A 25,162-nucleotide genomic window follows, 5' to 3' on the forward strand; every position below is an offset into this window, starting at 1 on the left:
CGACGGATGCCGCGATGTTCCCCGGCGTCGCCAGGAGTGGCGCGTTCGGGACGGCGAAAGGCGGCGGGAGCGGGCGGGGTCCGCGCTCAGGCAGGCCGGTAGCGAACGGCCATCGTCGCGCTGGAGAGGTGCGGCAGCATCGCCGCGCGGGCGGCCTCCCACGCCTCCCACTCCGCGGCGTCCATCAGCGACGGGATGGTCGCGAACTCGCCGCGATCGAGGCCGACGAGGGCGGCGTCCACCAGATCCGCCGCCGTCATCACCCACTCCTTCGGCAGGTTGCTGGCGGGCAGGCCGGCGATGTCCCAGAACTCGGTGCCCGTCGCGCCCGGCAGCACCACCTGCACGGTGACGCCGGAGCCCGCGAGTTCCTTGCGCAGCGACTGGCTGAAGGCCAGCAAGAACGCTTTCGTGCCGCCATAGACCCCGTTCAGGAGTTCGGGGCCGATCGCCACGATGGACGAGATGTTAACGATCATGCCCTTCCCGCGTTCCCGGAACCGCGGAACGGCCGCGTAGGTGAGCCGCATCGGCGCGACGACGTTGATCGCCACCATCGCCTGCATCTCGCGGACATCGGCGTCAGCGAGGGGCGCGGCGCTGCCGAAGCCGGCATTGTTGACGAGGTGCGTGATGGTATCGTCCCCGGCGAGGATCGCCTCGACCTTCGCGAGCCCCTCCTCGCTGCCGAGATCGGCCGCAACGGTGCGGACCCCGACGCCGTGGCGCGCCGTCAGTCCGGCGGCGACCTCCGCGAGCCGCGCCTCGTTGCGGGCGACGAGGATCAGGTCGTGTCCCCGTGCGGCGAAGCGGTCGGCATAGACCGCGCCGATGCCGGACGACGCGCCGGTGACGAGGACCGTGCCCTTGTGTGCGCTCATGATGCTGTCCTTCCCGTGCGTCGCCGCTCTTGTTCGGTGGAGAGCAGGCTAGCGCTTGTGGCGCGCGGCCGGGATGACATATAAACGGCAATTACGGTCATAACGGCGGAGGTCGCTGATGTCGCGCATCGGCTTCATCATGGAAGACGGCTTCCAGGCGATGGGAATGGCCGCGCTGTCGGCCTTCGAACTCGCCAATGTCGCGCTCGGCAGAGAGGTCTACCGGCTGACCGTGATGTCGGAGAAGGGCGGCACGATCCGCTCGTCGCTCGGGATCGGCATCGAGACGGAGCCGCTCGGCCCGTTTCCCGACACGCTGATCGTGGTCGGCGAACTGGTGCCGCGCCCGATCACGCCCGGGCTTCGCGCCTATATCGCCGAGGCGGGCCGCGAATGCCGCCGCGTCGCCGGCATCTGCACCGGCGCCTTCCTGCTGGCGGAGGCGGGACTGCTCGACGGCCGCACCGCCACCACCCACTGGGCCCACGCGCGCAATCTGCAGGAGCGGTTTCCCGGCGTCACCGTCGACGATGATCGCATCTTCATCCGCGACGGCAATATCTGGACGTCGGCCGGCATGAGTTCGGCTATCGACCTGACGCTGGCGCTGATCGAGGACGATCACGGCGCCGAGCTGTCGCGCGCCATCGCCCGCAAGCTGGTGGTCTATCACCGGCGGCCGGGTGGCCAGTCGCAGTTCTCCGCGCTGCTCGAACTGGAGCCGCGATCCGACCGCGTGCGGCGGGCGCTGATCCATGCCAAGGAGAACCTGCGCAATCCCCTGACGGTGGAAGAGCTTGCGGACGCGGCGAGCCTCAGCCCGCGCCAGTTCAGCCGGCTGTTCCGCGAGGAGACCGGCCAGTCGCCGGCCAAGGCCGTCGAGCGGCTGCGGCTCGAAGCCGCGAAGGCGATGATCGAGGACGGACGCCATTCCCTCGACATCGTCGCCCGCGACACCGGCTTTTCGGACCGCGACCGCATGCGCCGGGCCTTCCTGCGCTCGTTCGGGCAACCGCCCCAGAGCCTGCGCCGCAGCCTGCGGCTGATCGAGGGCGGCGAGGCGACTGAGGCCGACGAAACCGACGCCGCGTGACGTCACGGATTGGGTGAGCGTTCCCCCGGCCTGCCCGGTCCGAAAAGCAGTGCGGTGTGTCCGGAATTGACGCTTTATCGTCATTTGAGACATTGCCAGCCGGAGGCATGATCCGCTTCGACCGAGCGCGGCGCCCGATTCAAGGCGCCGGCGCGCAGCGGAGCCAGGACCATGCAGACCACCGAAAACACCATCTTCATCACCGGCGGCACCTCCGGCATCGGCCGGGCGCTCGCCGAGGCGTTCCATGCGCTCGGCAACAAGGTCGTCGTCGCCGGCCGGCGCAAGGCGCTGCTCGACGAGGTCTCGGCCGCGAACCCGGGCATCGACGGCATCGAACTCGACATCGCCGATCCGGACGACATCGCCCGCGTCGCCGCGCGGCTGGTCCGCGACTATCCGGCGCTGAACGTGCTCATCAACAATGCCGGCATCATGCCGTTCGACGATGCGGGCGGACACATCGACGACGCCCAGGCGCGCCGGATCATCGACACCAACCTGCTCGGCCCGATCCGCCTGACCTCGGCGCTGATCGAGCATCTCAAGACGCAGCCGCGGGCGACGATCATCCACAACACTTCGGTACTGGCCTACCTGCCGCTCGCTTCCACCGCCGTCTATTCCGCCACCAAGGCGGCGCTGCATTCCTATGCGCTGTCCCAGCGCTTCCAGCTTCGCGACACCAGCGTGCGGGTGCAGGAAATCGCGCCGCCGTGGGTCGACACCGACCTCATCAGGAAGAGCGGCGATCCGCGCGCCATGCCGCTCGACATCTTCATCGCGAAGACGATGGCCGGGCTCGCGACCGATGCGGAGGAGGTGATCGTCGACGAGATCCGCGACCTCCGCAACAATCCCGGCAGCGGCGAGCACGCGCTGGTGAACGCCTTCAACGAGGCGCTCGTCGCCAACCCCATTCCGGTGTGACGAACGCCGGCCGGCGGCCCGAACGGGCGGCCGGCCAAGGCGCAGGATACGCGTCCATGTCTGAGAAACCTGCCCCGGCGGCGGCCCTGTCCGTCGGCCGGGAAGCCACGCCCGCGGCATCGATGCTGCCGGCGTGGTTCCTCGCCCTCGGCACCTTCGCGATCGGCACCGAGGGTTTCATGATCGCCCCGCTGCTGCCGACCATCGCCGCCGATCTCGGCATGAGCCTGTCGGCGACCGCGATGCTGGTGGTGGCGTTCACACTGGTGCTCGGGCTCAGTTCCCCCGTCCTCACCGTGCTGACGGCCGGCCTGCGGCGCCGCGACGTGCTGGTTCTGGCGATGGCCGCCTTCGCCGCCGGCAACCTGATCGCGGCGTTCGCTTCCGGATTCGGGATGCTTCTGCTGGCGCGCATCCTGATGGCGCTCATGGCCGGCCTCTATACGCCGAACGCCAGCGCGCTCGCCGGCGTCATCGTGCCGGTGGAACGGCGCGGCAAGGCACTCGCGGTCGTCAGCGGCGGCATGACCATCGCCATCGCGCTCGGCCTGCCGCTCGGCTCGCTGATCGGCCATGCCTTCGGCTGGCGCGCCACGTTCCTGATGGTCGCGGCGATGGGGGCCGTCGCCGTCCTCGGCGTTCTCGCGGGCGTGGACCGAAAGGCCGGTTCGGCGGTTGCGGTGCCGGGCATCGGCGAGCGGCTGGCCGTGGCGCGCACGGGCGCCGTGCTGCGCCTGCTGGCGGTCACGCTGTTCTGGTCCATCGGTGCCTATACCGCCTATCCCTATATCGCGCCCTATCTCGCCGCGGTGCTCGGCTTCGCGGACCGGGGCATCGGCGCGACGGTGTCGCTCTGGGGCCTGTTCGCGGCGCTCGGCGTGTTCTCCGGCGGCGCCCTGTCGGACCGTTTCGGCCCCGCCCGTGTCGCCGCTTTCTCGCTGGTCGCGCTCGGCCTCGCGTTCGCGGCCCTCGCCATCGCGACGGGGTTGCCGCAGACCGCCGCACGGGCCGTCGTGATCGGCGCGGTGGCCGGCTGGGGGTTCAGCGTCTGGGCGTTCTTTCCGGCGCAGATGTCCCGGCTCATCGTCGCCGGCGGTGCCGGGCAGGCGTCCGTCGCGCTCTCGCTCAATACGTCGACGATGTATTTCGGCTTCTCGATCGGCAGCGCCATGGGCGCCGGGGTCGTCGGCTACGGCGCGATCTGGATGATCGGCGCCCTCGCCGCGCTGGCGGAGGGAATCGCCGTCCTGCTCGACCGCCGTCATTCCGCCGCGCCGCCCCGCTGAACGCCCGCCGCCGGGCTTCCGACGGTTCGCGAACAAATGGGCATGGCGCGGGTTATGGCCGGATGGCCCCCGCGTCCGCACCCGCACGGGCAGGTGCTTCCGGCGGGGTCGCGGCGACGGGACCCCCTCCATGCTTTCTCTGTTTCAGCTCCTGGCCGGTCTTCTCACGGTGACCGCCACCTTCGCGTGGCTCAACCATCGGGTGCTCCGGCTTCCGGACAGCATCGGCCTGCTGGTGATGGGGCTCGGGGCGTCGCTGACGCTGATCGCCATCGAGATCGTGTTTCCCGATACGCACCTTTACGCCACGCTGGCCACAGGCCTGCAGCAGATCGATTTCTACGAGGCCGTCATGCACGGCATGCTCGCCTTCCTGCTGTTCGCCGGGGCGCTGCACGTGGACTTCGGCCGCTTGCGGCGCCGCGCACCCGTGGTGGGCGCCTTCGCCACCCTCGGGGTCGCCCTGTCCAGCCTCATCATCGCCGCCGGCCTGTGGCTCGGCACCGAGGCCCTCGGCATGCCGATCGGCTTCGCCTGGTCGCTCGTCTTCGGTGCGCTGATCGCCCCCACGGATCCGGTCGCCGTCCTGTCGACGCTGCGCTCGGTCAATGTTCCGGAGAAGCTCGAAACCGACATGACCGGCGAGGCGCTTTTCAACGACGGCGTCGCGGTCGTGCTTTTCACCATCACGCTCCAGATGGCCGCGGGGAGCGAAGGGGCTTCCCGATTCGCGCACATCGCGCAGATGCTGGTGCTGGAGGCGGGCGGCGGTGCGCTCCTGGGCCTCGCGACCGGCTATGTCGCCTATCGGGCGATGCGCGCCATCGACGACTATTCGATCGAGGTGATGATCTCGCTCGCGCTGGTGACCGCCACCTATGCGCTGGCCGACGCCTTCCACATGAGCGGGCCGATCGCGGTGGTGGTGGCCGGTGTGCTCATCGGCAATCGCGGCGTCGCCTGTGCCATGAGCGACCGCACGAGACGCTACATCTTCGGCTTCTGGACTCTGGTGGACGACATCCTCAATGCCGTGCTGTTCCTGCTGATCGGGCTGGAAGTGCTGGTGCTGAACTTCAACCCGGCCATGGCCTGGGTGGGCCTTATCGCCGTCCCTCTGGTGCTGGTGGGCCGTTTCATCTCCGTGGCGGTTTCCGTCTCGCTCCTCGCCCGCTGGCAGAGCTTCGCCAAGGGCACCCTTGCCGTTCTCACGTGGGGCGGCGTGCGCGGCGGAATTTCGGTGGCGCTCGCGCTTTCGCTCACGGGCACACCGGCGCGTTCTCCGCTGCTCGCCGCCACCTATGCGGTCGTCCTGTTCACCATTCTGGTGCAGGGCCTCACCCTCGGATGGGTCGTCCGCAAGACGGCGGTGGTGCAGGAAGGAGGGCCGCGCGGTGGCCCGTCGGACGGGTGAGCGCCGCCGCGTCTCCGTGAGGGTGCGCAGGCGTGAGACGGGCCGCGCGTGCGCGGCCCGAGCTTTGTTGTGTACGCCGGAGCGCCGCCGGTCGCTCGCCGGAGAGCTGTGTCACTCTTCCGGAAGTTGTCTCGCCATCTCCAGGTGCTGCCGCAGTTCGCCGACGGTGTTCGCGGCCCAACCCTTCAGGGCGGCATTGTCGCCCGCCTGGGCATAGCGCTCGAACAGCAGGACGGCGTTCTCGTGAGCGAAGATCTGATCCTTCCGGTATTGCGTGTCGAAGGCCGTGCCCTGCAGCCCCTGCAGCCTCGTCAACATCTGCTTTTGCGCGGCATTCATCGCCGTCGGCAGCTTCACGTTGATGCGGTCGCTGGCGACCATGCCCTTGAGATCCGTCGTGGTTTTGCGATGGGCCTCAATCATCTGGGTCGCGAACGCCCGGGTCGCCGCGCCGGTCGACGGCTGCAGGGCGAGTTCGCTCGATTGAATTTCGAACAGGTCGCCCTGGGCCGCCTGGGTGGCGAATTCCGGGGTCGACGGGTTGGCGCTCACCATGGAATTCATGCCCGCCTGTCCGCCTTCGGTCTGCGCCGCGGCGGGCGTCGCGAGGGTGACGGGGATTGCAAGAGCGAGCGCAAGCGTCGCGAGATGAAAGGTCTTCATCGTCGCCTCCATTCTGGTTCCGGGATTTCGGCACGGGCGGCGAACCCGCTCCGTGATGCCGCCTAATCGCCCGATCCAGCGATAGTTCCTGATCGGTCCGCGCATTCGGAGCGGGTGCGGCCGGGTACAGACCGGCCCACCGCGCCTGCGGTGCCCGTCCGGCGAAGCCGCAGGCGGTGCCGTCTTCCGGACCCATCGGCCGCAAACCGGCGCATGGGTGCGCGGTCGTCCGGGGCCGATCGCAGGCGGGGGCAGCCTGCGGTGGGGAGAGACGCCCGGGCTGACCCGGGCGTTCACCCGGGGGCGGTTCACCAGGCCGGTTGCGAGCTGCCGAGCGCGGCCGCCGGCCTTTCCCACATCAGCGGAAGGCCGCCGACGGTGACGGGACTGCGCAGACGGCGGGCCGGCCCCCATGCCGTGGCCTCCGTTTCCGGCGCGAGATCGCAGGAGGTTTCCGGCGCGATGGCCGCGGTGGCCGGGTCGGCGGGATGGGCGGTGAGCACGGCGGCAACCCGCGCCAGCGAGGTCCGCGCCTGCGTTCCCTCCCCGGTGCGGAGCCGGTGGCCGATGGCCCTGATCGCCGCGGCGGCCATGAGGTATCCGGTGGCGTGGTCGAGCGCCTGAACGGGCAGGGGGGTCGGCCTGTCGCGGCCGAAGCCGCGCATTCCGGCCTCCGCAATGCCCGTGCTCATCTGCACGAGGCTGTCGAAGCCCCGGCGGCCGGCCCAGGGGCCGGTCCAGCCATAGGCGTCGAGGGCCACGTCGATCAGGCCTGGCCGCAGTGCACGGCGGCGGGCTTCATCGAGGCCGAGACCGGCGAGGGCATCCGGGCGATAGCCGTGGACGAGCACGTCCGCATCGGCCAGCAGTTCCTCGAACCGCGCTCTTTGCGCGCCGTCGCGCAGGTCGAGCCGCGCGCAGCTTTTGCCGAGCGTCACCTCCGGCACGACGCCCGGCTCTTCCCACCACGGCGGGTCGATTCTGAGGACCTCCGCCCCGAATCCGGCGAGGAAGCGGGTGGCGATCGGGCCGGCAAGCACGCGGGTGAGATCGAGCACGCGGATGCCCCGCAGCGGCCGTTCGCGGGGCACCGGCCACGCCGGTACCCCGCCGGCCGTCGTCACCTCCCGGGAGAGCAGCGGTTCGGCCGCGACCGCCCGGCCCTGCGGATGGGCGCGCCATTCCTCTTGCGACATCATTGCGGCGGCGCACCCACCGCGCGAAACGACTGCGCTTTCGAGTTCTTCGGCCTGCCACCCGGCGACGGCGTGCGCCACGGCGTCCTTCTGCGCCTCGACGCCGAGGACCGCCAGCGCCGCCTCGCGATGGGCGGGCGCGTTGGTGTGAAGGCGGACCCAGCGGTCCGCCGCGCGGTAGTCGCCGGCGATGGGATCCCACGGCGGCGGCACATTCCAGCCCTCGGGCCTCAGCGAGGTGCCGAACCACAGCGAGGCGAGGCGCCGGTCGACCGTGACCGACGGCGCTTCGTCATGGCGCAGCGCCACGAGTTCGGACACGGCGAGGCCGGCGGCGGCGATGGACGCCGCGGCGAAGTCCGTGACGGCGAAGACGGACGGGAGCGCGCCCGCGCCGGTGAACGCCGCCTTGCGCACGTCGTCGGGCGCGCCGCCGATATCCGACCAGAACCGGGTGAGAAGAGTGTGGGCCAATGTCATGTCGCTTCCTCCAGCCGAGAGGGTCCCGACGTCGCGGCTGTGGTCTGCCTCGCATCCGGCGGCGGAGCCGCAGCGTCGATGGCCAGCGCCGACATCGCGATCAATCCATCGCGGTGGCGCCGGACGCGCTGGCGCCTCGGCTGGGACAGCCGGACGCCTGTCGGGATCACGTGTCGGAGAAGGGTAGCGGTGGCGTCATCCGCGCGGAAATGAAATGGCGTGATGGATGCCATTCAGGACGGTCATGGATCGGCGGCGCGGGAGCGGGAAACGAGGAGGACGAAGCGGAGGGGGAATGGGGCGGCGGCGACGCGCCGCCCCTGCCGTTCAAAGCGCTTCGCCGTCGATGTAGCGCCGCAGGGTTTCCCGCGTGCCGCGCGACCAGATGCTGCGCAGCGCATTGCCGAACGCTTCGATATAGGCCGGATGGGTGCCGATCTCGCCGAAGATGTCGCTCATGGCGAGGAACGCGGCCGGATCCTGCCGGGCGGCGAGGGCCGTCAAGTTCATGCGCTCCCACGCCGGATCGTTCGCGGCGATCGCGGCGCCGCTTTCCGTCGTGCCGGCGCAGTAGCGGCACCAGAACGCCGAGATCAGCGCGAGGCCGGTGACGGGCTTGCCCTGCCGAAGACTATCGAGCACCGTCGGCAGCACATATTGCGGCTGCCGGTTGGAGCCGTCGAAGCAGACGCGGCGGTTGGTGTCGCCGATCTTGGCGTTGCCGAAGCGCTCCACGATCCGCCGCTTGTAGGCGGAAAGGTCCACGTCCGGCACCGGCGGGACCAGGGGGATGATCTCGCTTTCCTGCAGCTTGTCGAAATAGCGGGCGATCTGCGGGTCGAGCATGCCGTCGTGGATGAACTCCATGTCGAGCAGCGCGGCCGGATAGCAGATCGCGGCATGGCCGCCGTTGAGGATGCGGATCTTCATCAGCTCGTAGGGCGCGACGTCCTCGACGAAGGTGACGCCGACCTTTTCCAGCGGCGGCCGGCCGTCGGTGAAGCGGTCCTCGACCACCCACTGGCGGAAGCCCTCGCAGAAGATCGGCATCCGGTCCTCGATGCCGAACTCGCGGCGCAGCCGCTCGCGCTCGCGGTCGCTCGTCACCGGGGTGATGCGGTCGACCATGGTGTTGGGGCAGGACAGCGCCTCCGACACCCAGGCGCCGAATTCGGGATCGATCAGCCCTGCGAAGCCGGTCAGGGCATTGTGGGTGATGTGGCCGTTGCCGGTGATGTTGTCGCACGACAGCACCGTGAACGGCGGATGGCCGGCGGAGCGGCGGGCCTGAAGCGCCTTCAGCATCATGCCGAAGATGGTGCGCGGATGCTCGAAATCCGCGAGGTCGGCGAGGATCGCCGGATCCTGCGCGTTGAACTTTCCGGTCGCGGGGTCGATGTGGTAGCCGCCTTCGGTCACCGTGAGCGAGGCGATGCGGATTTTCGGGTCGGAAAGCCGGGCGACCACGAGATCCGGCCGGGCGGGATCGATGAAGTCGATCATCGAGCCGGTGATGCGCACCTCGGTCTCGTCCGCCTCCTGGGCGACGATGGTGGTGTGGTAGTCCTGCGCGCCGAGGGCCGAGCGCATCGCCTTGTCGGCCTCGCGTACGCCGGCGCCGACGATGGCCCAGTCGTGGCCGAGGCCGAGATTGAACAGGTCGTCCAGATAGACCGCCATGTGGGCGCGGTGGAAATTGCCGACGCCGAAGTGGACGATGCCCGCCTCCATCTTGGAGCGGGCATAGGAGGGGATGCGGGCCTTGTCCGCGAGCGCGGGCAGGTTGGCATCGCTCACGCTCGTCGTCATCGGCCGCACTCCTGCGGCAGTCTGTTGGCCTTCAGAGTCATTGCGTCTCCCCCGTCCTTTTCTTGCCGCGGCCGGAGTCCGGCCGGGATGCATTGGGACGATGAAGATAGGCGCTGCGGCGGTGGGGCGGAACACCTTAATCGGCTCCGGCGGACAGGGTGCGCTGCCGGCGGGGCTTGCCCGCCGATGGATCAGCGCTCGCCCGAGGCCGGCTCCACTTGCGTCGCGCGGAGATTGGCGAGGTCGCGCTTGCTGGTCTCCAGAATCGCCTCGATGGCGCGGCGCGCCCGGGCCGGGTCGCGCAGCCGCACGGCATCCACCACCTCGCCGTGGAGGTCGAGCGCGCCGGCATGGCTCACCGTGGCGCGGTTGGTCAGTTCGAACAGGGCGACCATGGCGGCGCGGATGACACCGGCGAGGCAGGCGAGCACATGGTTGTGGCTCGCGACCAGAAGCGCGGTGTGGAATTCCATGTCGGCCTCCGCGCCGACATCGATGTCGTGAGGCAGCGAAACGCCCATCTGCCGGTAGGCCCGCTCCAGCGCGGCGAGTTCGGCGGCGCTCGCCCGCGTCGCGGCGAGTTCGGCCGCCGCCGGCTCGATGATGCTGCGCGCCTCCATCAGCGAATCGACGAAGCGCGGGTCGTGGAAGTCGCTGCCGACCCAGCCCAGCAGATCCGGGTCGAGCATGTTCCAGGCATTGGCCTGCAGCACCTCGGTGCCGAGGCGCGGCCGCGAGCGCAGCAGCCCCTTCGATTCCAGCACCTTGGTCGCCTCGCGGATGACCGTGCGGCTGACGCCGTATTCGGCGCAGAGATCGGGCTCGCGCGGCAGGAAATCGCCCGGCGGGATCTGGCCGGAGAGAATGCGGCGCGCGAGGCCGGCGACGATTTCCTGGCGCATGCGCGGCTTGCGCCGCCGCGCCACCGGCTTCGCATTCGGGCCGGTTCTGGTCTCGTCGCCGTCGTTCATGGTCGAAGACACGGACGCGCGTCCTCCCTCCTGATGGGCCGGAAGTGAGGCGGGACGTTACATCATATGAATGGAATTGACGAATATGATTTTTGAGCCTTATTTAGGCCGCGCGAGCTTGGAACGGTTCGAGTGACCGCGACCCGGACAGCCGGGTCCGCGATCTCGGAGCGGTGATTCCGCACGGCTTGGCGTGATTGGAACAGGTCGGTTGGCGACCAACGGAGGAAGCCTCCTGAGCGGGGCGGAAAACAACATGGACGACACCAGCAGCAAGCGTCGCTTCAGATCCCAGGCGTGGTTCAACAATCCCGCGAACGCCGACATGACGGCGCTCTATCTGGAGCGCTACCTGAATTTCGGCCTGACCCAGGCCGAGCTTCAGTCCGGCAAGCCGATCATCGGCATCGCCCAGACCGGTTCCGACCTGTCGCCGTGCAACCGGCACCACCTGGTGCTGGCGCAGCGCCTGCGCGAAGGCATCCGCGAGGCCGGCGGCATCGTGCTGGAATTCCCGGTCCATCCGATCCAGGAAACCGGCAAGCGCCCGACGGCGGGCCTCGACCGCAACCTCGCCTATCTCGGCCTCGTCGAGGTACTCTACGGCTATCCGCTCGACGCCGTCGTGCTGACGATCGGCTGCGACAAGACCACGCCGGCCTGCCTGATGGCCGCCGCGACGGTCAACATTCCGGCGATCGCCCTCTCGGTCGGCCCGATGCTGAACGGCTGGCACCACGGCGAGCGCACCGGCTCCGGCACCATCGTGTGGAAGGCCCGCCAGATGATGGCGGCCGGCGAGATCGACTACGAAGGCTTCATCAAGCTCGTCGCCTCGTCCGCGCCCTCCACCGGCTACTGCAACACCATGGGCACCGCGACGACGATGAACTCGCTCGCGGAAGCGCTTGGCATGCAGCTTCCCGGCTCGGCCGCGATCCCGGCGCCCTACGCCGCGCGCCAGCAGATGGCCTACGAGACCGGCAAGCGCATCGTCGAGATGGCTTATGAGGACCTGAAGCCCTCCGACATCCTGACGAAGAACGCGTTCATCAACGCGATCCGCGTCAACTCGGCCATCGGCGGCTCCACCAACGCGCCGATCCACCTGAACGCGCTCGCCCGCCACATCGGCGTCGAACTCTCCATCGACGAGTGGCAGAGCTACGGCGAGGACGTGCCGCTTCTCGTGAACCTGCAGCCCGCCGGCGAATATCTCGGCGAGGACTATTATCACGCCGGCGGCGTGCCGGCGGTGGTCAACCAGCTGATGGAGCAGGGCCTGATCCACGAGGACGCGCTGACCGTGAACGGCCGCACCATCGGCGACAACTGCCGCGGCACGGTGATCGAGGACGAGCGCGTCATCCGCCGCTTCTCCGAGCCGTTGAAGGAGCGGGCCGGCTTCCGCGTGCTGCGCGGCAACCTGTTCGACTCGGCCATCATGAAGACCAGCGTGATCTCGGACGAGTTCCGCGACCGCTATCTCAGCGACCCGAACGATCCCGATGCCTTCGAGGGCCGCGCGATCGTGTTCGACGGTCCCGAGGACTACCACCACCGCATCGACGATCCGTCGCTCGGCATCGACGACCGCACGCTCCTGTTCATGCGCGGCGCCGGCCCGATCGGCTATCCCGGCGCGGCCGAGGTGGTGAACATGCGTCCGCCGGCCTACCTGATCCGCGAGGGCGTCCATGCGCTGCCCTGCATCGGCGACGGCCGTCAGTCCGGCACGTCGGGCTCGCCCTCGATCCTGAACGCCTCGCCCGAAGCGGCGGCCGGCGGCGGGCTCGCGGTGCTGCGCACCGGCGACCGCGTGCGCATCGACCTGAAGAACGGCTCCGCGAACATCCTCATCTCCGACGAGGAACTGGCGGCCCGTCATGCCGAGCTCAAGGCGGCCGGCGGCTACAAGTATCCGAAGAGCCAGACCCCCTGGCAGGAAATCCAGCGCAGCATGGTCGGCCAGATGGGCGAAGGCGCGGTGCTGGAGCCGGCGGTGAAGTACCAGGACATCTCCCACACCATGGGCCTGCCCCGCGACAATCACTGACGCGGCGAAGCATTCCATCGCAAAACAACAAGGCCCCGCGGCGCGCGCCGCGGGGCCTTTCGTTTGTCTGGCGCCTGCTGGGTGTGGCCGGCCGTCAGGTCTTCCGGCCGCGCCTCACTCCTCGAGCTGAGGGCCGGAATTGCCGATGCCGTAGACCATCGCGGTCTTGGTGGTGCCGAGCGCGACCCAGTCCGGCGCGTTCATCTGCACCGCGCGGTAGAAGTGATCCGCCCGCTCCTTCGCCTTGACGTGGACGGCATCGTAGCTCTTGAACTTCGCCTGGAAGGCGAATTCGCCGATCAGCGAGGTTTCGGACGCCCGGTTGCGCCAGATCGCGACGGTGGCGTTGGCGGCAAGGCCGTGGCCGAAATCGAAGCTGCCGGCGTTGACCTGGATTTCCTCGACGGCGACGTTATTGACGAGGTGGATCGACGATTGCGGATGGATGTCGATGTTGGCCATCGGCGGGAACACCTGGGCGATGTTCTCCAACCCCTGGTTCAGCACGATGTTGGGCGAGGTCAGCACGCAGTTGTGCGAATAGAGGCTGCGCATGCCGCCGAGCTGGTCCTTCAGCGGCAGCAGTTCCTCCTTGAACTTGATCTTGGTCAGGCCGTGGATGATGCGCGGCGACATGTCGGCCGCGGCCGCCTTTTCGAGGTCCGTGTGCCGGAACTTGACCGTCAGCTCGTGATCGTTGCGCGGCCAGCCATCCTCGTAGAACGTGCGCTTGCGCAATATGAAGGCGTTCCGGTACAGATCGAAGTTCGGCGTGTCGTAGAACAGCACCTCGCGAACGAGCCGGTGGAAGCCGTCCTTGTTGGTGGTGACCTTCACCTTGTTCTTTTCCGCGATCGACGCGGCGATTTCCCAGAATGCCTGAAACTGGCTCGCGGCAAAGAACTTGTCCGCACGAAGCAGGATCTTGTATTCGCGATAACGCACATCGACCATGGCTGGGCCGGTCCTCCTGGTAGACGGTTCGGTTCGCGCGCGGGCTGGCCAACAGGGTGTGGCCGTGGCGGAAGGGGTGTCGGTCACGCGCGGGCCAGCTTTGAAGGCGCCTTTCATGACACGAAATCCGGGCCGCGTGTACTGCGCGCGCGCCCGCGCCGACGACAATTTCCGACAACAGCGCTTTCCGATCTGATGGACTCATCAGATCGACAAGAAATCGCTCCAGATCCGTAGGCTTGAGCATATCCTGATCGTTAAGATCAGTTTGGTCTGAACGGGATATGTTCTAACGGCCGGGATGGGCCGGCGCCGGCGCCTGCGGCTGCCTTTCCCGGTTGTGGCACTTGACGGCGCACCCGTCCGAAAGTTCTATGGGGCCGCGCGGCATGCCGCCGCCCTCCGCCGCATGGTCCGGCGCCGCTCCATTCAACGACTGCAACATTCACATCGACTGCAAGGACGTGTTGGCCGTGCTCAGGGCTGTCGTCATGGTTTGCGGGCAAGCCGCGGCAGCCATGCCCGGCGGAGCCCGCGCCGGGTCCGCGAGCCCGCAGCCGGTTTCATCGCCGCCCTTTCCGACGGCGCGACCTCGGCGGTCGCGCCTTGCCTGCTTCGAACTTATCAGATCCGAACTTGCCTGCTTCGAACTTGCCTGCTTCGAAACGGACCCGCTCAAGACGCCCTTGCGGCGGCGGGCGGGTCTCAACGCGTAAAGGATGTGTCCGATGACCACCCCGACCTATCCCGATACCCGGCTCTATATCGACGGCGCGTGGACGGATGGCGCCGCCGGCGCGACCCTCGACGTGCTGAATCCCGTCGACGGACGTGTCATCGGGCGCGTGGCGAAGGCGGAGGAAAGCGATCTTGAACGCGCGCTCGAGGCGGCGCGGCGCGGCTTCGAGGTGTGGCGGCGGACCCCGGCGCTGACGCGCTCGGGCATCCTGCGCAAGGCCGGCGAGCTGATGCGCGCCCGGGCGCCGGAGACCGCCGCGATCCTGACCCAGGAGCAGGGCAAGCCGCTCGCCGAGGCGACCGCCGAGGTGCTGGGTTCGGCCGAGATCCTGGAGTGGTTCGCCGAGGAAGCTCGCCGCACCTATGGCCGCCTGATCCCGCCGCGCACCGACGGCGTGATCCAGAGCGTCATCAAGGAGCCGGTCGGCGTGGTGGCCGCGTTCACGCCGTGGAACTTCCCCATCAGCCAGATGGTGCGCAAGGTGGGCGCGGCGCTCGCCGCCGGCTGCTCGATGATCGTGAAGGCGGCCGAGGAAACCCCGGCCTCGCCCGCCTGCCTGATGCAGGCGCTGGCGGATGCCGGCGTGCCGGCGGGCGTGCTCAACCTCGTCTACGGCGTGCCGGCTGAGATTTCCGAGCGGCTCATTCCCGATCCGATCGTGCGCAAGGTGTCGTTCACAGGCTCGGTGCCGGTGGGCAAGCATCTCGCGGCGCTCGCCGGGCGCCACATGAAGCGGGTGACGATGGAACTGGGCGGCCATTCCCCCGCCATCGTGTTTGCCGATGCCGACATCTCGTCGGTGGCGCCGCTGCTGGCGCGCTCCAAGCTGCGCAATGCCGGCCAGGTCTGCGTCTCGCCGACCCGGTTCCTGGTGCAGAAGCCGGTGTTCGACGAGTTCGCCGACCGCTTCGCCAAGGCCGTGGCCGCGGTGAAGATCGGCGACGGCCTGGAGGCGGGCACGGAGATGGGACCGCTGGTCAATGCCCGGCGGGTGCAGGCGGTCGAGGAACTGATCAACGACGCGACCCGGCAGGGCGCGGAGGTGCTGACCGGCGGCGAGCGCATCGGCAACACCGGCAACTTCTACCGCCCGACGGTGCTCTCCGGCGTCACCACCGACATGCGCATCATGAACGAGGAGCCGTTCGGCCCGGTCGCGCTGCTCGCGCCGTTCGAGGACTTCGACGAGGCGCTGGCGGAGGCGAACCGGCTGCCCTTCGGGCTCGCGAGCTACGCGTTCTCGCGCTCCGGCAAGGCGATCAACCGCCTCGCCGAGGGCATCGAAGCGGGCATGCTGACCGCCAATCACCTCGGGCTGGCGCTCGCCGAGACGCCGTTCGGCGGCGTCAAGGATTCCGGCTACGGCGCGGAGGGCGGCATCGAGGCGATGGACGCCTATCTCAACACCAAGTTCTTCACCCACGCCTACGACGTCTGATCCGCGGCGGGCATCCGTCGTGCCCGCGCGGCGGACGGATGCCGGGCGGTAAAAAGCGGAAGGCCGGCGCCGATGATCGGTGCCGGCCTTCATCGTATTCGCGTCCGTCTCTGCGCACGGTGCCGGAGAGCCTTTCGATCGGATGCAATGCCCGATCGACGGGTGGCTCAGGCCTGCGGCTTCTTCTTCCAGGCCTTCTTTTTCGGCGCCCCGGGGCCTTTCGGGCCATCGAACGACCGCGGGGCGGAGCCGCGGCCGCCCTCCGTCCCGAAATCGCCCTCATGCCGGTCGCGCGGCTTGCCTTCCCCCTTGCGGTGGGCGGACTTCTGGTAGGCCGGCTTCTCGTATGACGATTTCGCGCGCGGCGGCTTGCCGGCACCGCGCTGTGGCGGACCTTCGGGCATCGGCTCGATGGCGATCTCGCCGGCCGGCGTCGCCTTCACGGCAGCGGCGAAGCCGTCCGCGACGGTTGCCGCCACTTCGAACGCGGTCTCGGAATCGAAGATTCGGATCGCACCGATATCCTGCTTGGTGACCTGGCCCCGCCGGCAGATCAGCGGCAGCAGCCAGCGCGGATCGGCGTTCTTGCGCCGGCCGACATTCAGGCGGAACCAGACGCTGTTGCCATCTTCACCTTCGCGCCGCACGAACGGCGCGCCCGACGTCAGGCTGCGCGGCCGCCCTTCGCCGGGATCGGTCACGTCCTCCGGAGCGGGAAGGCGGGCGCGGTAAAGCCGCGCCAGCGCCGCCGCGACATGCTCGGCCGAATGGCCGGCGAGCAGCGCGCGGCCGAATTCGAGGTCTTCTTCGCCCGGCTCCTCGGTGACGAGCGGGTCGCGGACCATGCGCTCCTGGTCGAGCTTGCGGATCTCGTCCGCCGTCGGCGGCGGTCCCCACGTCGCTTCGACGCCCGCGCCGGACAGCAGCATCTCGGCGCGGCGGCGGCGTGCCGGCGGCACCATCAGCACGCTCACGCCCTTGCGGCCCGCGCGGCCGGTGCGCCCGCTGCGATGTTGCAGGCCCTCGACGTCGTGGGGCAGGTCGGCGTGGATCACGAGGCCGAGGCTCGGCAGGTCGATGCCGCGCGCGGCGACGTCGGTGGCGACGCACACCCGCGCGCGCCCGTCGCGCAGCGCCTGGAGTGCCTGGTTGCGCTCGCTCTGGCCGAGCTCACCGGACAGCGCGACCGCGGAAAACTGGCGCTCCTGCAGGATCGCGTGGAGATGGCGGACCGTCTCGCGGGTGTTGCAGAACACGATGGCCGTCGGCGCATCGAAGAAGCGCAAGAGGTTGACGACGACGTGCTCCGTCTCCTTCGGCAGGATGCGGACGACGCGATAATCGATATCGGCGTGCCCGCCTTCCGCCCCGGCGACCTCGATGCGCAGCGCATCGTTCTGATAGCGCTTGGCGAGCAGGGCGATGCCGCGCGGCAGGGTCGCGGAGAACAGCAGGCTGCGCCGCTCGGGCGGGGTCGCCTGGAGGATGAATTCCAGGTCCTCGCGGAAGCCGAGATCGAGCATCTCGTCGGCCTCGTCGAGCACCACCGCCGCGAGACCGCTGACATCGAGCTGGCCGCGTTCAATGTGATCGCGCAGTCGGCCCGGCGTGCCGACGACGATGTGGGCGCCGTGGGCGAGCTGGCGTTGCTCGCGGCGCGGATCCATGCCGCCGACGCAGGCGACGATGCGCGCGCCCGTCGCGGCATAGAGCCAGGAGAACTCGGCCTGGACCTGCAGGGCGAGTTCGCGGGTGGGCGCGACGACGAGTGCCAGCGGCGCGCCGGGCTCGCCGAAGCGATCGGCCTCGCCGAGCAGCGTCTCCGCGATGGCGAGGCCGTAGGCGACGGTCTTGCCGGAACCGGTCTGGGCCGACACCAGCAGATCGCGGCCGGCGGCCTCCGGCGCGAGCACGGCGGCCTGAACCGGCGTCGGCGTGTCGTAGGACCGTTCGGCCAGGGCGCTGGCAAGAGCGGAGTGGGTGGTGGTGAAAGCCACGGGAGCGGGTAGCCTTTGATTGGAGAGCGTGCGGAACGGGGAACGGGCCGCTGCTTCTCCGGAGCGGGGGCGCCCGTGGCGCGCGCTCCGGCGGAAGCCCGCCGCACGGTCTCATCGTTCTGGATGATGCGCTTTTAATCCAGCTTGGCCGCGAGCGCCATGGGTTCCGCCGCGCTGCACCGTTGCAGCCGGCGCACAGCGGACCAGCCGTGCCGCGCCGGCAACGGTGATGCGCGGCGGCCCTTCGGATGCTGCCGGAGGGCCGGGCGATGCATCTTGTGATTGTGACGGCATCACCGCGTTTGCGGCGGATGAGGTGTCGGCTAGGGCGCCGCTTTCGCGCGCGCCGGCCTGCGGGCCGGACGGGGCACGTCCACGCGGACCGAACGGACACGCCTCGTGCGCGCGATGCCGCAATCGCCTGTATCTCCCTCTCGCGCATCATGAACCGTTGGAGATATCGAAGCCGCCGCGCCCTTCATGGCCCCCGCGGGCAGGGATTTCTTCGCGCGGATGGGGCCGGGTGGCGATCCGCGCACGCGGCGCGGCCCGATTCAGTGCCGACGGCCGTTCCGAACCGGTGGCATTTCGGCCTGTATAGGCGGCAGTTGTCGTAGCGGCGCAGACCGTATTATTACGTCTTCCGGCCGTTGGAAGCGGCTTCGCTGGTTGTCGACGAAACAGGAAGCACCGACGGTAATCGCCGGTGCCAGCGCCGCCGGGTGCCAACTTGTCCGAATGCCACCGAGCTGAGGGGAGGAGAGGGCCAGGTCGAGGCAGGACGGGGCCCACGGATCGGCGCTACACTCTTTGAGTGTGTTCTCGGGCGACGGCCTGCGCGCGGGGCTTGCGCCACGCGGCGGTCGACGGCGGCAATCCGCTTCGGATGCCTTGACGGACACGCCCGCCGTGGACGACACCAGACGTCTCCGCCGGCCGCTCCGGAAAGCGGTGCCGGCCGGTCCTGCCGGGCGGCGGGGTTTCTCCGAAGACAAGTTGGTGTTCCCGTGTCCAAGCCCCAGCCGAAGATCCAGGCCGCATCGCTCGCGCGGGGCGGGGAGGCCGTTCCATGGACGGCCTATCTCCATCTCCTGGTGATCTATCTGGTGTGGGGCGGCGCCTACCTTCTGGTGAAGCTGGTCGTTTCCGGCGCGGCGGTCATCACCCCGCTGCAGCTTCTGACGGCGCGGACATGGTGCGCGACCCTGCTGCTCGGGATCATCAGTCTCGCGCGAACCGGCCTGCCGGGCCGGGTGTCGCTGCGCGATGTCGGTCTCTGCGCCGCCTCCGGCGTGCTGATGTGGGCGACGGGCAACGGCTTCGCGACCCAGGCCGCCAAGCACGCCTCGTCGAGCTTCATCGTGATGGCGCTCGGCACCATTCCGCTGTGGAGCACGATGCTCGACTGCATCATCGAGCGCTCTGTGCCGGACAGGCGGACGGCGCTGGCGCTCGCCGTCGGCTTCGTGGGCCTCGGCCTCGTCGTGGGGCCGGCGCTGTTCAGCCATGGCGCGATCGTCGAACAGGGCTACGAGGGGCTGACGATCCTGCTGCTCATCACCGCCGGCGTGACCTGGTCGCTCGGCACCATCCTGCAGCGTCCGCTCGCGGGCCGGCTCGATCCCGGCTGGGCGGCGACGATGCAGGTCGGCACGGCGGCGGCGGTGGTGTCGCTGTTCGCGATCCATGAGAACGCGCCGATATTGCCGCAGCCACCGAGCGAGATTCAGGTGGTGGCGTTCGTGCTGCTCGTCGTGTTCGCGTCCGTCCTCTCGCTCCTGTCCTATATCAAGGTGGTGCGGGTCTTCAGCCCGGTGGTCGCCTCGACGTTCGCCTACATAAATCCGGTGGTCGGCATGGTGCTCGGCGTGCTCGTGCTCGGCGAGACCATCACGCCGCTGTCGATCGTCGGCCTCGTCGTGGTGCTGGCGAGCGTCGCCGTCGTGGTCGCGATGCCGCGCCGGGGCAGGTAGGCCGGTCGCGTCGCGAAGCGGGCGCCGGCTTCAGGCATAAGCGCCGAAACGGCCGTTGTGATAGACCAGCGGCTGGCCGTGGCCGAGCACGAGCGCGCGCACGGTGCCGATCACGAGCGCATGGCTATGGCGCTCCACGACATGGTCCAGTTCGCAATCGATCGCGGCGAGCGCGCCGGACAGCGCCAGCGCGCCGGTGACGAGCACCGACCATTCGGCATCGCGATAGCGCTCCGCCCCCTTCAGCCCGCCATAACCCGCGAATCGTTCCGCCACCGCCTGCTGGTCGGCGGCAAGGACGTTGACGCAGAAATGCCGGTTCCGCGCGATCACCGGCCACGTCGACGACGACTTGTTGATGCTCACCACCATCGTTTCCGGATCGACCGACAGCGAGTGGGCGGAGGTGACGGTCGCGCCGGTGCGGTCGTCGCCGGTGCCGGCGGTGACCACCGAGACGCCGCCGACGAGGTGACGCATCGCCTGCTTGAGCGTGGGGTTGGCGTCGGCTTCGACCCGGACCTTGGAGGCGAAGGACGTGTGGGAGGCAAATGACATGGGCTTTTCCACGACGGTTTGACATGAACGGACGCACCGTCCGGGAGGATTTCGGTGCTGCGCCAAGGGGCCGGCGGTGCCGACCATCGTCTGGCGTGGCAGAGATACGAATTCCATTGTTTCTTTCGTCTATATATTTTGTATATTAATCGGATGCACCACAACGCCGCCGCACCCATCCGCCGCGAAGCGACGGGGGGATGCGGAGAACGAGCCCGTCCCCGACCGGGACATCGACCTTCATAGTGGGGAAGTTCCGTCGATGCTGCTTGATCATACGAGATGGTTCGGTCCCGATCAGGGCATGGAATCGCGCGGCAGGGCTGGCTTGCCGGAATATGTCGTCCCGTCGCGGCCTCATTCCGGCACGATATTCTCCTGTCGGCCCGCGCGGCGTTCGGAGGGCGCGCGATGAAGCCCGTGACGCGGGAGCGCGAGATGGTGCGGGAGCGCGAGATCATGTCCGCGACGTTCGAGAACCGGATGGCATCGGCCGGCGACGGCGGCCGGCCGAGGATCGTGGTGATCGGCGGCGGCTTCTCGGGCGCGGCGTTCGCGGTTCACCTCGCCCGGGCGACGCCGCGCGCGGAGATCGAAGTGATCGAACCGCGGGCGATGGTCGGCGGCGGTCTTGCCTATTCCACAGCCGATCTCGTCCACCGCATCAACGTGCCGTCGTCGCGCATGTCGCTCTATCCGGGCGACGAGACCCACTTCCAGCGCTGGCTGGAAAGTTCCGGCGCCGCCGGTACGCTCGACGAGGCGACGACGTGCGACGGCCGGTGCTTTCCGCCGCGCATCCTGTTCGGCCGCTATGTCGCCGACGAATTCGCCCGGGTCGCCAAGACAACCGGCGGCCTTCGGCATGTGCGCGCCCGCGCAATGTCTGTTCGTGCGGACGCTGCCGGATACGCCGTAACCCTCGACGACGGTTCGGTCCGTCTTGCGGATTGCGTGGTGCTGGCGTTGTCGCATCCCCCGCCGGAGGCGCCTTCCGTGTTCGCGGGCCTCGGCGGGACCGAAGGCTTCGTCACCGATTCCTGGGCCGCGGGCGCGCTCGACGGGATCGCATCGGACGCCCGGGTGCTGATCGTCGGCACCGGGCTCACGATGGCCGACGTCGTCGCCACCCTCGACGCCAGTGGGCACCGGGGGCCGATCACGGCGCTCTCCCGTCGTGGGCTCACGTCCCGCGGCCATTGCGCGGGAACAGGCGGGAAGCTGGGGGATTTCTCCTCGGCGCCGGCCACGTCCGCCGTCGCGCTGCTGCGCGCCATCCGCGCCGCCGTGCGCGACGGCAACGCAGCCGGCCGGCCCTGGCAGGATGTGCTCGATGCGGTGCGTAACCAGGGAACGGCGATCTGGTCCGCCCTGCCGGTCGGGGAGCGGCGGCGGCTGGTGCGGCACCTGCGGCCCTACTGGGACGTCCACCGCTTCCGCATCGCGCCCCAGACGGAGGCGATTCTCGCGCGGCGGCGACGGGAAGGAACGCTCTCCATCATCGCCGCTTCGCTGCGCGCGGCGGAGCGAACCCCGGACGGCTTCGAGATCGCCGTCCGGCCGCGCGGCACGGATGGCGTGGTCCGCGCCTGCTACGACGCGGTGGTGATCACCACCGGCCCGGGGCATGGCGGAATCTTCAGGACGAATCCCGCGCTCGCCTCGCTGGCGCAGGCCGGGCTCGCCGGTCCCGACCCCGTCGGGCTCGGCATCCACGTCGACGGCGAGAGCCGGGTCGTGGCGGTGGACGGCCGGCCGCTCGACGATCTCCTCGTGGTGGGGCCGCTCGCGCGCGGCACCTTCGGCGAGCTGATGGGCGTGCCGGAAGTCGCCCGCCACACCCATGCCGTCGCCCAAAGCCTTGCGGCCCGGCTCGACAGCAACGCCGGCACGGAGGACGCCCCGGAGCAGGCCCGCCATTGACGGACCCGCGCCGGGAGCGGGCACTCGGGTCCGGTGTCCGGGGGCTTAGCCCGGCAGCACCCGGGTGCCGTCGAGGAGATGCGGCAGGGAGGCGAGTCCGTCCGCCTGAAGCTCGGGCGGCAGCAGCGCCTCCGGCAGGTCCTGATAGCTCACCGGCCGCAGGAAGCGGCGGATCGCGAGGGTGCCGACCGAGGTGGTCCGGCTGTCGGACGTGGCCGGGAAAGGCCCGCCGTGGACCATGGCGTGGCTGACCTCGACACCGGTCGGCCAGCCGTTCGCGAGAATGCGCCCGACCTTGCCTTCCAGCACCGGCACCAGCTCGCGCGCCAGCGGATAGTCCGCCGGATCGAGGTGCAGCGTCGCCGTCAGCTGGCCTTCCAGCTTTTCGGCGGCCGCGATGAAGCCTTCGGCACCGACGCAGCGCACGATCAGGGACGACGCGCCGAACACCTCGTGGGCGAGCCGGGGATCGGCCGCGAAGCTCTCGGCATCGGTCGCGAACAGGGCGCCCGGTCCCCGGTTGGCGCCTTCGCCCGGCGCGCCCCGGGAAACGGTCTCGACGGCCGCGTTCTCCGCGAACGCCTTCACGCCCGCTTCGAAGGCCGAATGAATGCCGGGGGTCAGCATCGGCGCGGGCTTCACCCCCGCAAGCCGTGCCGCCGCCGCATCCATGAAGCGCTCGAGATCCGGTCCGTCGATCGCCAGCACGATGCCGGGATTGGTGCAGAACTGTCCGGCGCCGAGCGTGAGCGAATCGACGAAGCCGTGGGCCAGCGCCTCCGCCCGCGCGGCGAGCGCGCCGGGCAGCAGGAACACCGGATTGACGCTGCTCATCTCGGCATAGACCGGGATCGGCTCCGGACGGCTGGCCGCCGCCGCGACAAGGGCGAGGCCGCCGCCACGCGAGCCGGTGAAGCCGACCGCCTTGATGGCGGGATCCGTGACGAGCGCCGTGCCGGTCTCGATGCCGCCGAGCAGGAGCGAGAACACGCCGGGATGCAGTCCGCACGCCTCGCGGGCGGCATCGATGGCCCGGCCGACGAGCTCGCCGGTGCCGGGGTGAGCGGGATGGCCCTTCACCACCACCGGGCAGCCGGCGGCGAGCGCCGAGGCGGTGTCGCCGCCGGCGACGGAGAACGCGAGCGGGAAGTTGCTCGCGCCGAACACCGCGACGGGGCCGACGGGGATCTGCCGCAGGCGCAGATCCGGCCGCGGCAGCGGCTGGCGGTCCGGCATGGCCGGATCGACCCGCAGGTCGAGCCATTCGCCGGCGCGGACGACGGCGGCGAAGAGCCGGAGCTGGCCGACGGTGCGCGCGCGCTCGCCCTGCAGCCGCCCGGCGGGAAGGCCGGTTTCCGCCGAGGCGCGCTCGATGAGCGCGTCGCCGAGGGCGACGATGTTGTCGGCGATGGTTTCCAGGAACCGCGCGCGTGCCTCGAGGCCGGCGCCGCGATAGGACGGGAATGCCTCCGCCGCCAGCGCGCAGGCGCGACGCACGTCCTGCGGCGTTGCCGTGGCGAAGGCCGGTTCGAGCACCGCGCCGCTATCGGGGTTGATCGCCCGCATCGCGCGCGGGGCGTCGGTAACGGCTTCGCCGCCGATCAGGAGATCGCCTGTGATCTGGTCGAGGGACATGTCATGGACCTGAACGTGTTGAACCGGCGCCCGATGCAGCGGGCCGACGGAGGAAGTCAGGGGGCGGACGGCCGCCGGAAGACGGCGGCCGGGCATTTCAGGCACAGGCCGAAAGCCGAACGCCGCCTGCCTTCCGGGACGCCCTGGCGGCGACCGCGCGGGAGGGCGCCGGGGAGCCGTCAGTTGAAGAGGGCGGGCTGCTCGCGCATCAGCTTGCGGACGGTGCCGAACACAGCCTGCAGATGGTGCTTCATGCGCTCGGCGGCAAGGTCGGGATCGCGCAGGCGGATCGCTTCGGCGATGTCGGCATGTTCGCCCGTGAGGGTCGCGAGCTGGCCGGCCTCCGGCAGGCTGAGATAACGCACCCTGTCGAGCTGGCCCTTGACGTTCTGGATGGTTTTCCAGGCCCGCGGCAGCGCGACGGCCTCCGAAAGGCTGCGGTGGAACGCCTCGTCGAGGCGCAGGAACGCATCGCGCTCGCCGGCATGGGCGGCTGACGCCTGGGCCTCGATGTTCCCGGCGAGCGTCGGCGCGAGGTGGCCGTCGGCCTGCTCGGCGGCGCGGCGCACGACCGCCGTTTCCAGCGCCTCGCGCACGAACTGCGCCTCCATCACCTCCGCGATGCGGATCGGCGCGACAAGGGTGCCGCGCTGGGGAAACACGTCGACCAGACCTTCGTCGGACAGCTTGATGAGCGCCTCGCGCACCGGCGTGCGGCTGACGCCGAGGCGGAGCGCCAGTTCCTTCTCGCTCAGCGCTTCGCCGGGCTTCAGCGCGAGGGTCAGGATCGCACGGCGGATCGCATCGTGAACCTGCAGCGCCATCGGGCGCCCCGGCGTGATCTCGTGCGGCGAAAGCGCCACGGTCGGACTGGACAGGCCTGCCATCGCGATCCTCTCGGCAACCGACTGCCATGGTAGTTGGCGCGCGGGCACTTGTCGATTTTGAAATCGGACGTTGCGGCCGATCCGGCGCGGATCGGACTGTGAGGTGCGGTCGATGACTCCGAGGCATCTACGGCCTCCAATCTCGATTGACATACTACCATGGTAGTGTCTTTGGATGGTGCGAGCGCGCGTGGCGCGGCCGAACGGGTCTGTGCCGGGGGATCCGGCGCCGGGTTCCGCTCGTCCAGGGTCCGCTCGTCCAGGGGTTCGCTCGTCCAG

18 protein-coding genes are annotated in these 25,162 nt (G+C 69.6%); 8 read left to right on the forward strand and 10 right to left on the reverse strand.

From position 1 onward, the window contains the following. Positions 1–86 precede the first annotated feature (86 nt). Complete coding sequence (locus tag BUF17_RS19790; RefSeq protein WP_073631955.1) at positions 87–881, reverse strand: SDR family NAD(P)-dependent oxidoreductase; 795 nt, start codon at positions 879–881, stop codon at positions 87–89. Between the two features lie 118 nt (positions 882–999). Between BUF17_RS19790 and BUF17_RS19795 the strand changes: the two genes are divergently transcribed. The 4 genes from BUF17_RS19795 (at position 1,000) to BUF17_RS19810 (ending at position 5,604) form a co-directional block, all read left to right on the forward strand. Then, positions 1,000–1,974, forward strand: a complete 975-nt coding sequence (locus BUF17_RS19795; RefSeq protein ID WP_073631957.1) for a GlxA family transcriptional regulator — start codon at positions 1,000–1,002, stop codon at positions 1,972–1,974. 171 nt (positions 1,975–2,145) lie between these two features. Continuing rightward, on the forward strand, positions 2,146–2,904 hold the full coding sequence (locus BUF17_RS19800; RefSeq protein ID WP_073631960.1) for an SDR family oxidoreductase: 759 nt from the start codon (positions 2,146–2,148) through the stop codon (positions 2,902–2,904). A 56-nt stretch (positions 2,905–2,960) separates the two neighbouring features. Then, the gene (locus tag BUF17_RS19805) at positions 2,961–4,190 is read left to right on the forward strand and encodes an MFS transporter (protein WP_073631962.1); all 1,230 of its coding nucleotides are present in this window, start codon (positions 2,961–2,963) and stop codon (positions 4,188–4,190) included. 130 nt (positions 4,191–4,320) lie between these two features. Beyond that, positions 4,321–5,604, forward strand: coding sequence for a cation:proton antiporter (locus tag BUF17_RS19810; RefSeq protein WP_073631964.1), 1,284 nt, complete (start codon positions 4,321–4,323; stop codon positions 5,602–5,604). Positions 5,605–5,715: 111 nt separating this feature from the next. Here BUF17_RS19810 and BUF17_RS23045 read toward each other — a convergent pair whose 3' ends face one another. From BUF17_RS23045 to BUF17_RS19830, 4 genes are all read right to left on the reverse strand, one after another. Beyond that, a complete protein-coding gene (locus BUF17_RS23045) occupies positions 5,716–6,267 on the reverse strand; it encodes a DUF4142 domain-containing protein (protein WP_073632036.1) in 552 nt (183 codons plus the stop codon). A gap of 308 nt (positions 6,268–6,575) precedes the next feature. After that, positions 6,576–7,943 (reverse strand): CoA transferase, encoded by a 1,368-nt coding sequence (locus tag BUF17_RS19820; protein ID WP_084564995.1) that lies wholly within the window; start codon positions 7,941–7,943, stop codon positions 6,576–6,578. A 327-nt stretch (positions 7,944–8,270) separates the two neighbouring features. Then, positions 8,271–9,752, reverse strand: coding sequence for a mannitol dehydrogenase family protein (locus BUF17_RS19825; protein ID WP_073631966.1), 1,482 nt, complete (start codon positions 9,750–9,752; stop codon positions 8,271–8,273). Between the two features lie 191 nt (positions 9,753–9,943). After that, entirely contained in the window at positions 9,944–10,735 is a 792-nt protein-coding gene (locus BUF17_RS19830; RefSeq protein ID WP_244530964.1) for a FadR/GntR family transcriptional regulator, read from the reverse strand. A 244-nt stretch (positions 10,736–10,979) separates the two neighbouring features. On the opposite strand from BUF17_RS19830, the gene BUF17_RS19835 reads away from it, so the two are divergent. Continuing rightward, entirely contained in the window at positions 10,980–12,779 is a 1,800-nt protein-coding gene (locus BUF17_RS19835) for an IlvD/Edd family dehydratase (RefSeq protein WP_073631970.1), read from the forward strand. 114 nt (positions 12,780–12,893) lie between these two features. Here the strand turns inward: BUF17_RS19835 and BUF17_RS19840 are convergent, their stop codons facing one another. Beyond that, positions 12,894–13,733: a hypothetical protein gene (locus BUF17_RS19840; RefSeq protein WP_073631972.1), complete on the reverse strand. Its 840-nt coding sequence runs from the start codon at positions 13,731–13,733 to the stop codon at positions 12,894–12,896. A gap of 728 nt (positions 13,734–14,461) precedes the next feature. Here BUF17_RS19840 and BUF17_RS19850 point away from each other — a divergent pair. Beyond that, positions 14,462–15,910 carry an NAD-dependent succinate-semialdehyde dehydrogenase gene (locus tag BUF17_RS19850; protein ID WP_073631976.1) on the forward strand — a complete coding sequence of 483 codons (1,449 nt, stop codon included), beginning with the start codon at positions 14,462–14,464 and terminating at the stop codon, positions 15,908–15,910. Positions 15,911–16,077: 167 nt separating this feature from the next. Here the strand turns inward: BUF17_RS19850 and BUF17_RS19855 are convergent, their stop codons facing one another. Continuing rightward, entirely contained in the window at positions 16,078–17,907 is a 1,830-nt protein-coding gene (locus BUF17_RS19855; RefSeq protein WP_073631979.1) for a DEAD/DEAH box helicase, read from the reverse strand. Positions 17,908–18,914: 1,007 nt separating this feature from the next. Here BUF17_RS19855 and BUF17_RS19860 point away from each other — a divergent pair. Further along, positions 18,915–19,880: a DMT family transporter gene (locus BUF17_RS19860; RefSeq protein WP_073631981.1), complete on the forward strand. Its 966-nt coding sequence runs from the start codon at positions 18,915–18,917 to the stop codon at positions 19,878–19,880. Positions 19,881–19,910: 30 nt separating this feature from the next. Here BUF17_RS19860 and BUF17_RS19865 read toward each other — a convergent pair whose 3' ends face one another. Then, complete coding sequence (locus BUF17_RS19865) at positions 19,911–20,360, reverse strand: flavin reductase family protein (protein ID WP_244530966.1); 450 nt, start codon at positions 20,358–20,360, stop codon at positions 19,911–19,913. Positions 20,361–20,849: 489 nt separating this feature from the next. Between BUF17_RS19865 and BUF17_RS19870 the strand changes: the two genes are divergently transcribed. Continuing rightward, complete coding sequence (locus BUF17_RS19870; RefSeq protein ID WP_244530965.1) at positions 20,850–22,361, forward strand: FAD/NAD(P)-binding protein; 1,512 nt, start codon at positions 20,850–20,852, stop codon at positions 22,359–22,361. A 45-nt stretch (positions 22,362–22,406) separates the two neighbouring features. Here BUF17_RS19870 and BUF17_RS19875 read toward each other — a convergent pair whose 3' ends face one another. Further along, a complete protein-coding gene (locus tag BUF17_RS19875; protein WP_073632042.1) occupies positions 22,407–23,996 on the reverse strand; it encodes an aldehyde dehydrogenase (NADP(+)) in 1,590 nt (529 codons plus the stop codon). Positions 23,997–24,175: 179 nt separating this feature from the next. After that, positions 24,176–24,883 carry a GntR family transcriptional regulator gene (locus tag BUF17_RS19880; protein ID WP_073631988.1) on the reverse strand — a complete coding sequence of 236 codons (708 nt, stop codon included), beginning with the start codon at positions 24,881–24,883 and terminating at the stop codon, positions 24,176–24,178. Between the last annotated feature and the right edge of the window lie 279 nt (positions 24,884–25,162).

The organism is Pseudoxanthobacter soli DSM 19599 (assembly GCF_900148505.1).
Classification (GTDB): domain Bacteria; phylum Pseudomonadota; class Alphaproteobacteria; order Rhizobiales; family Segnochrobactraceae; genus Pseudoxanthobacter; species Pseudoxanthobacter soli.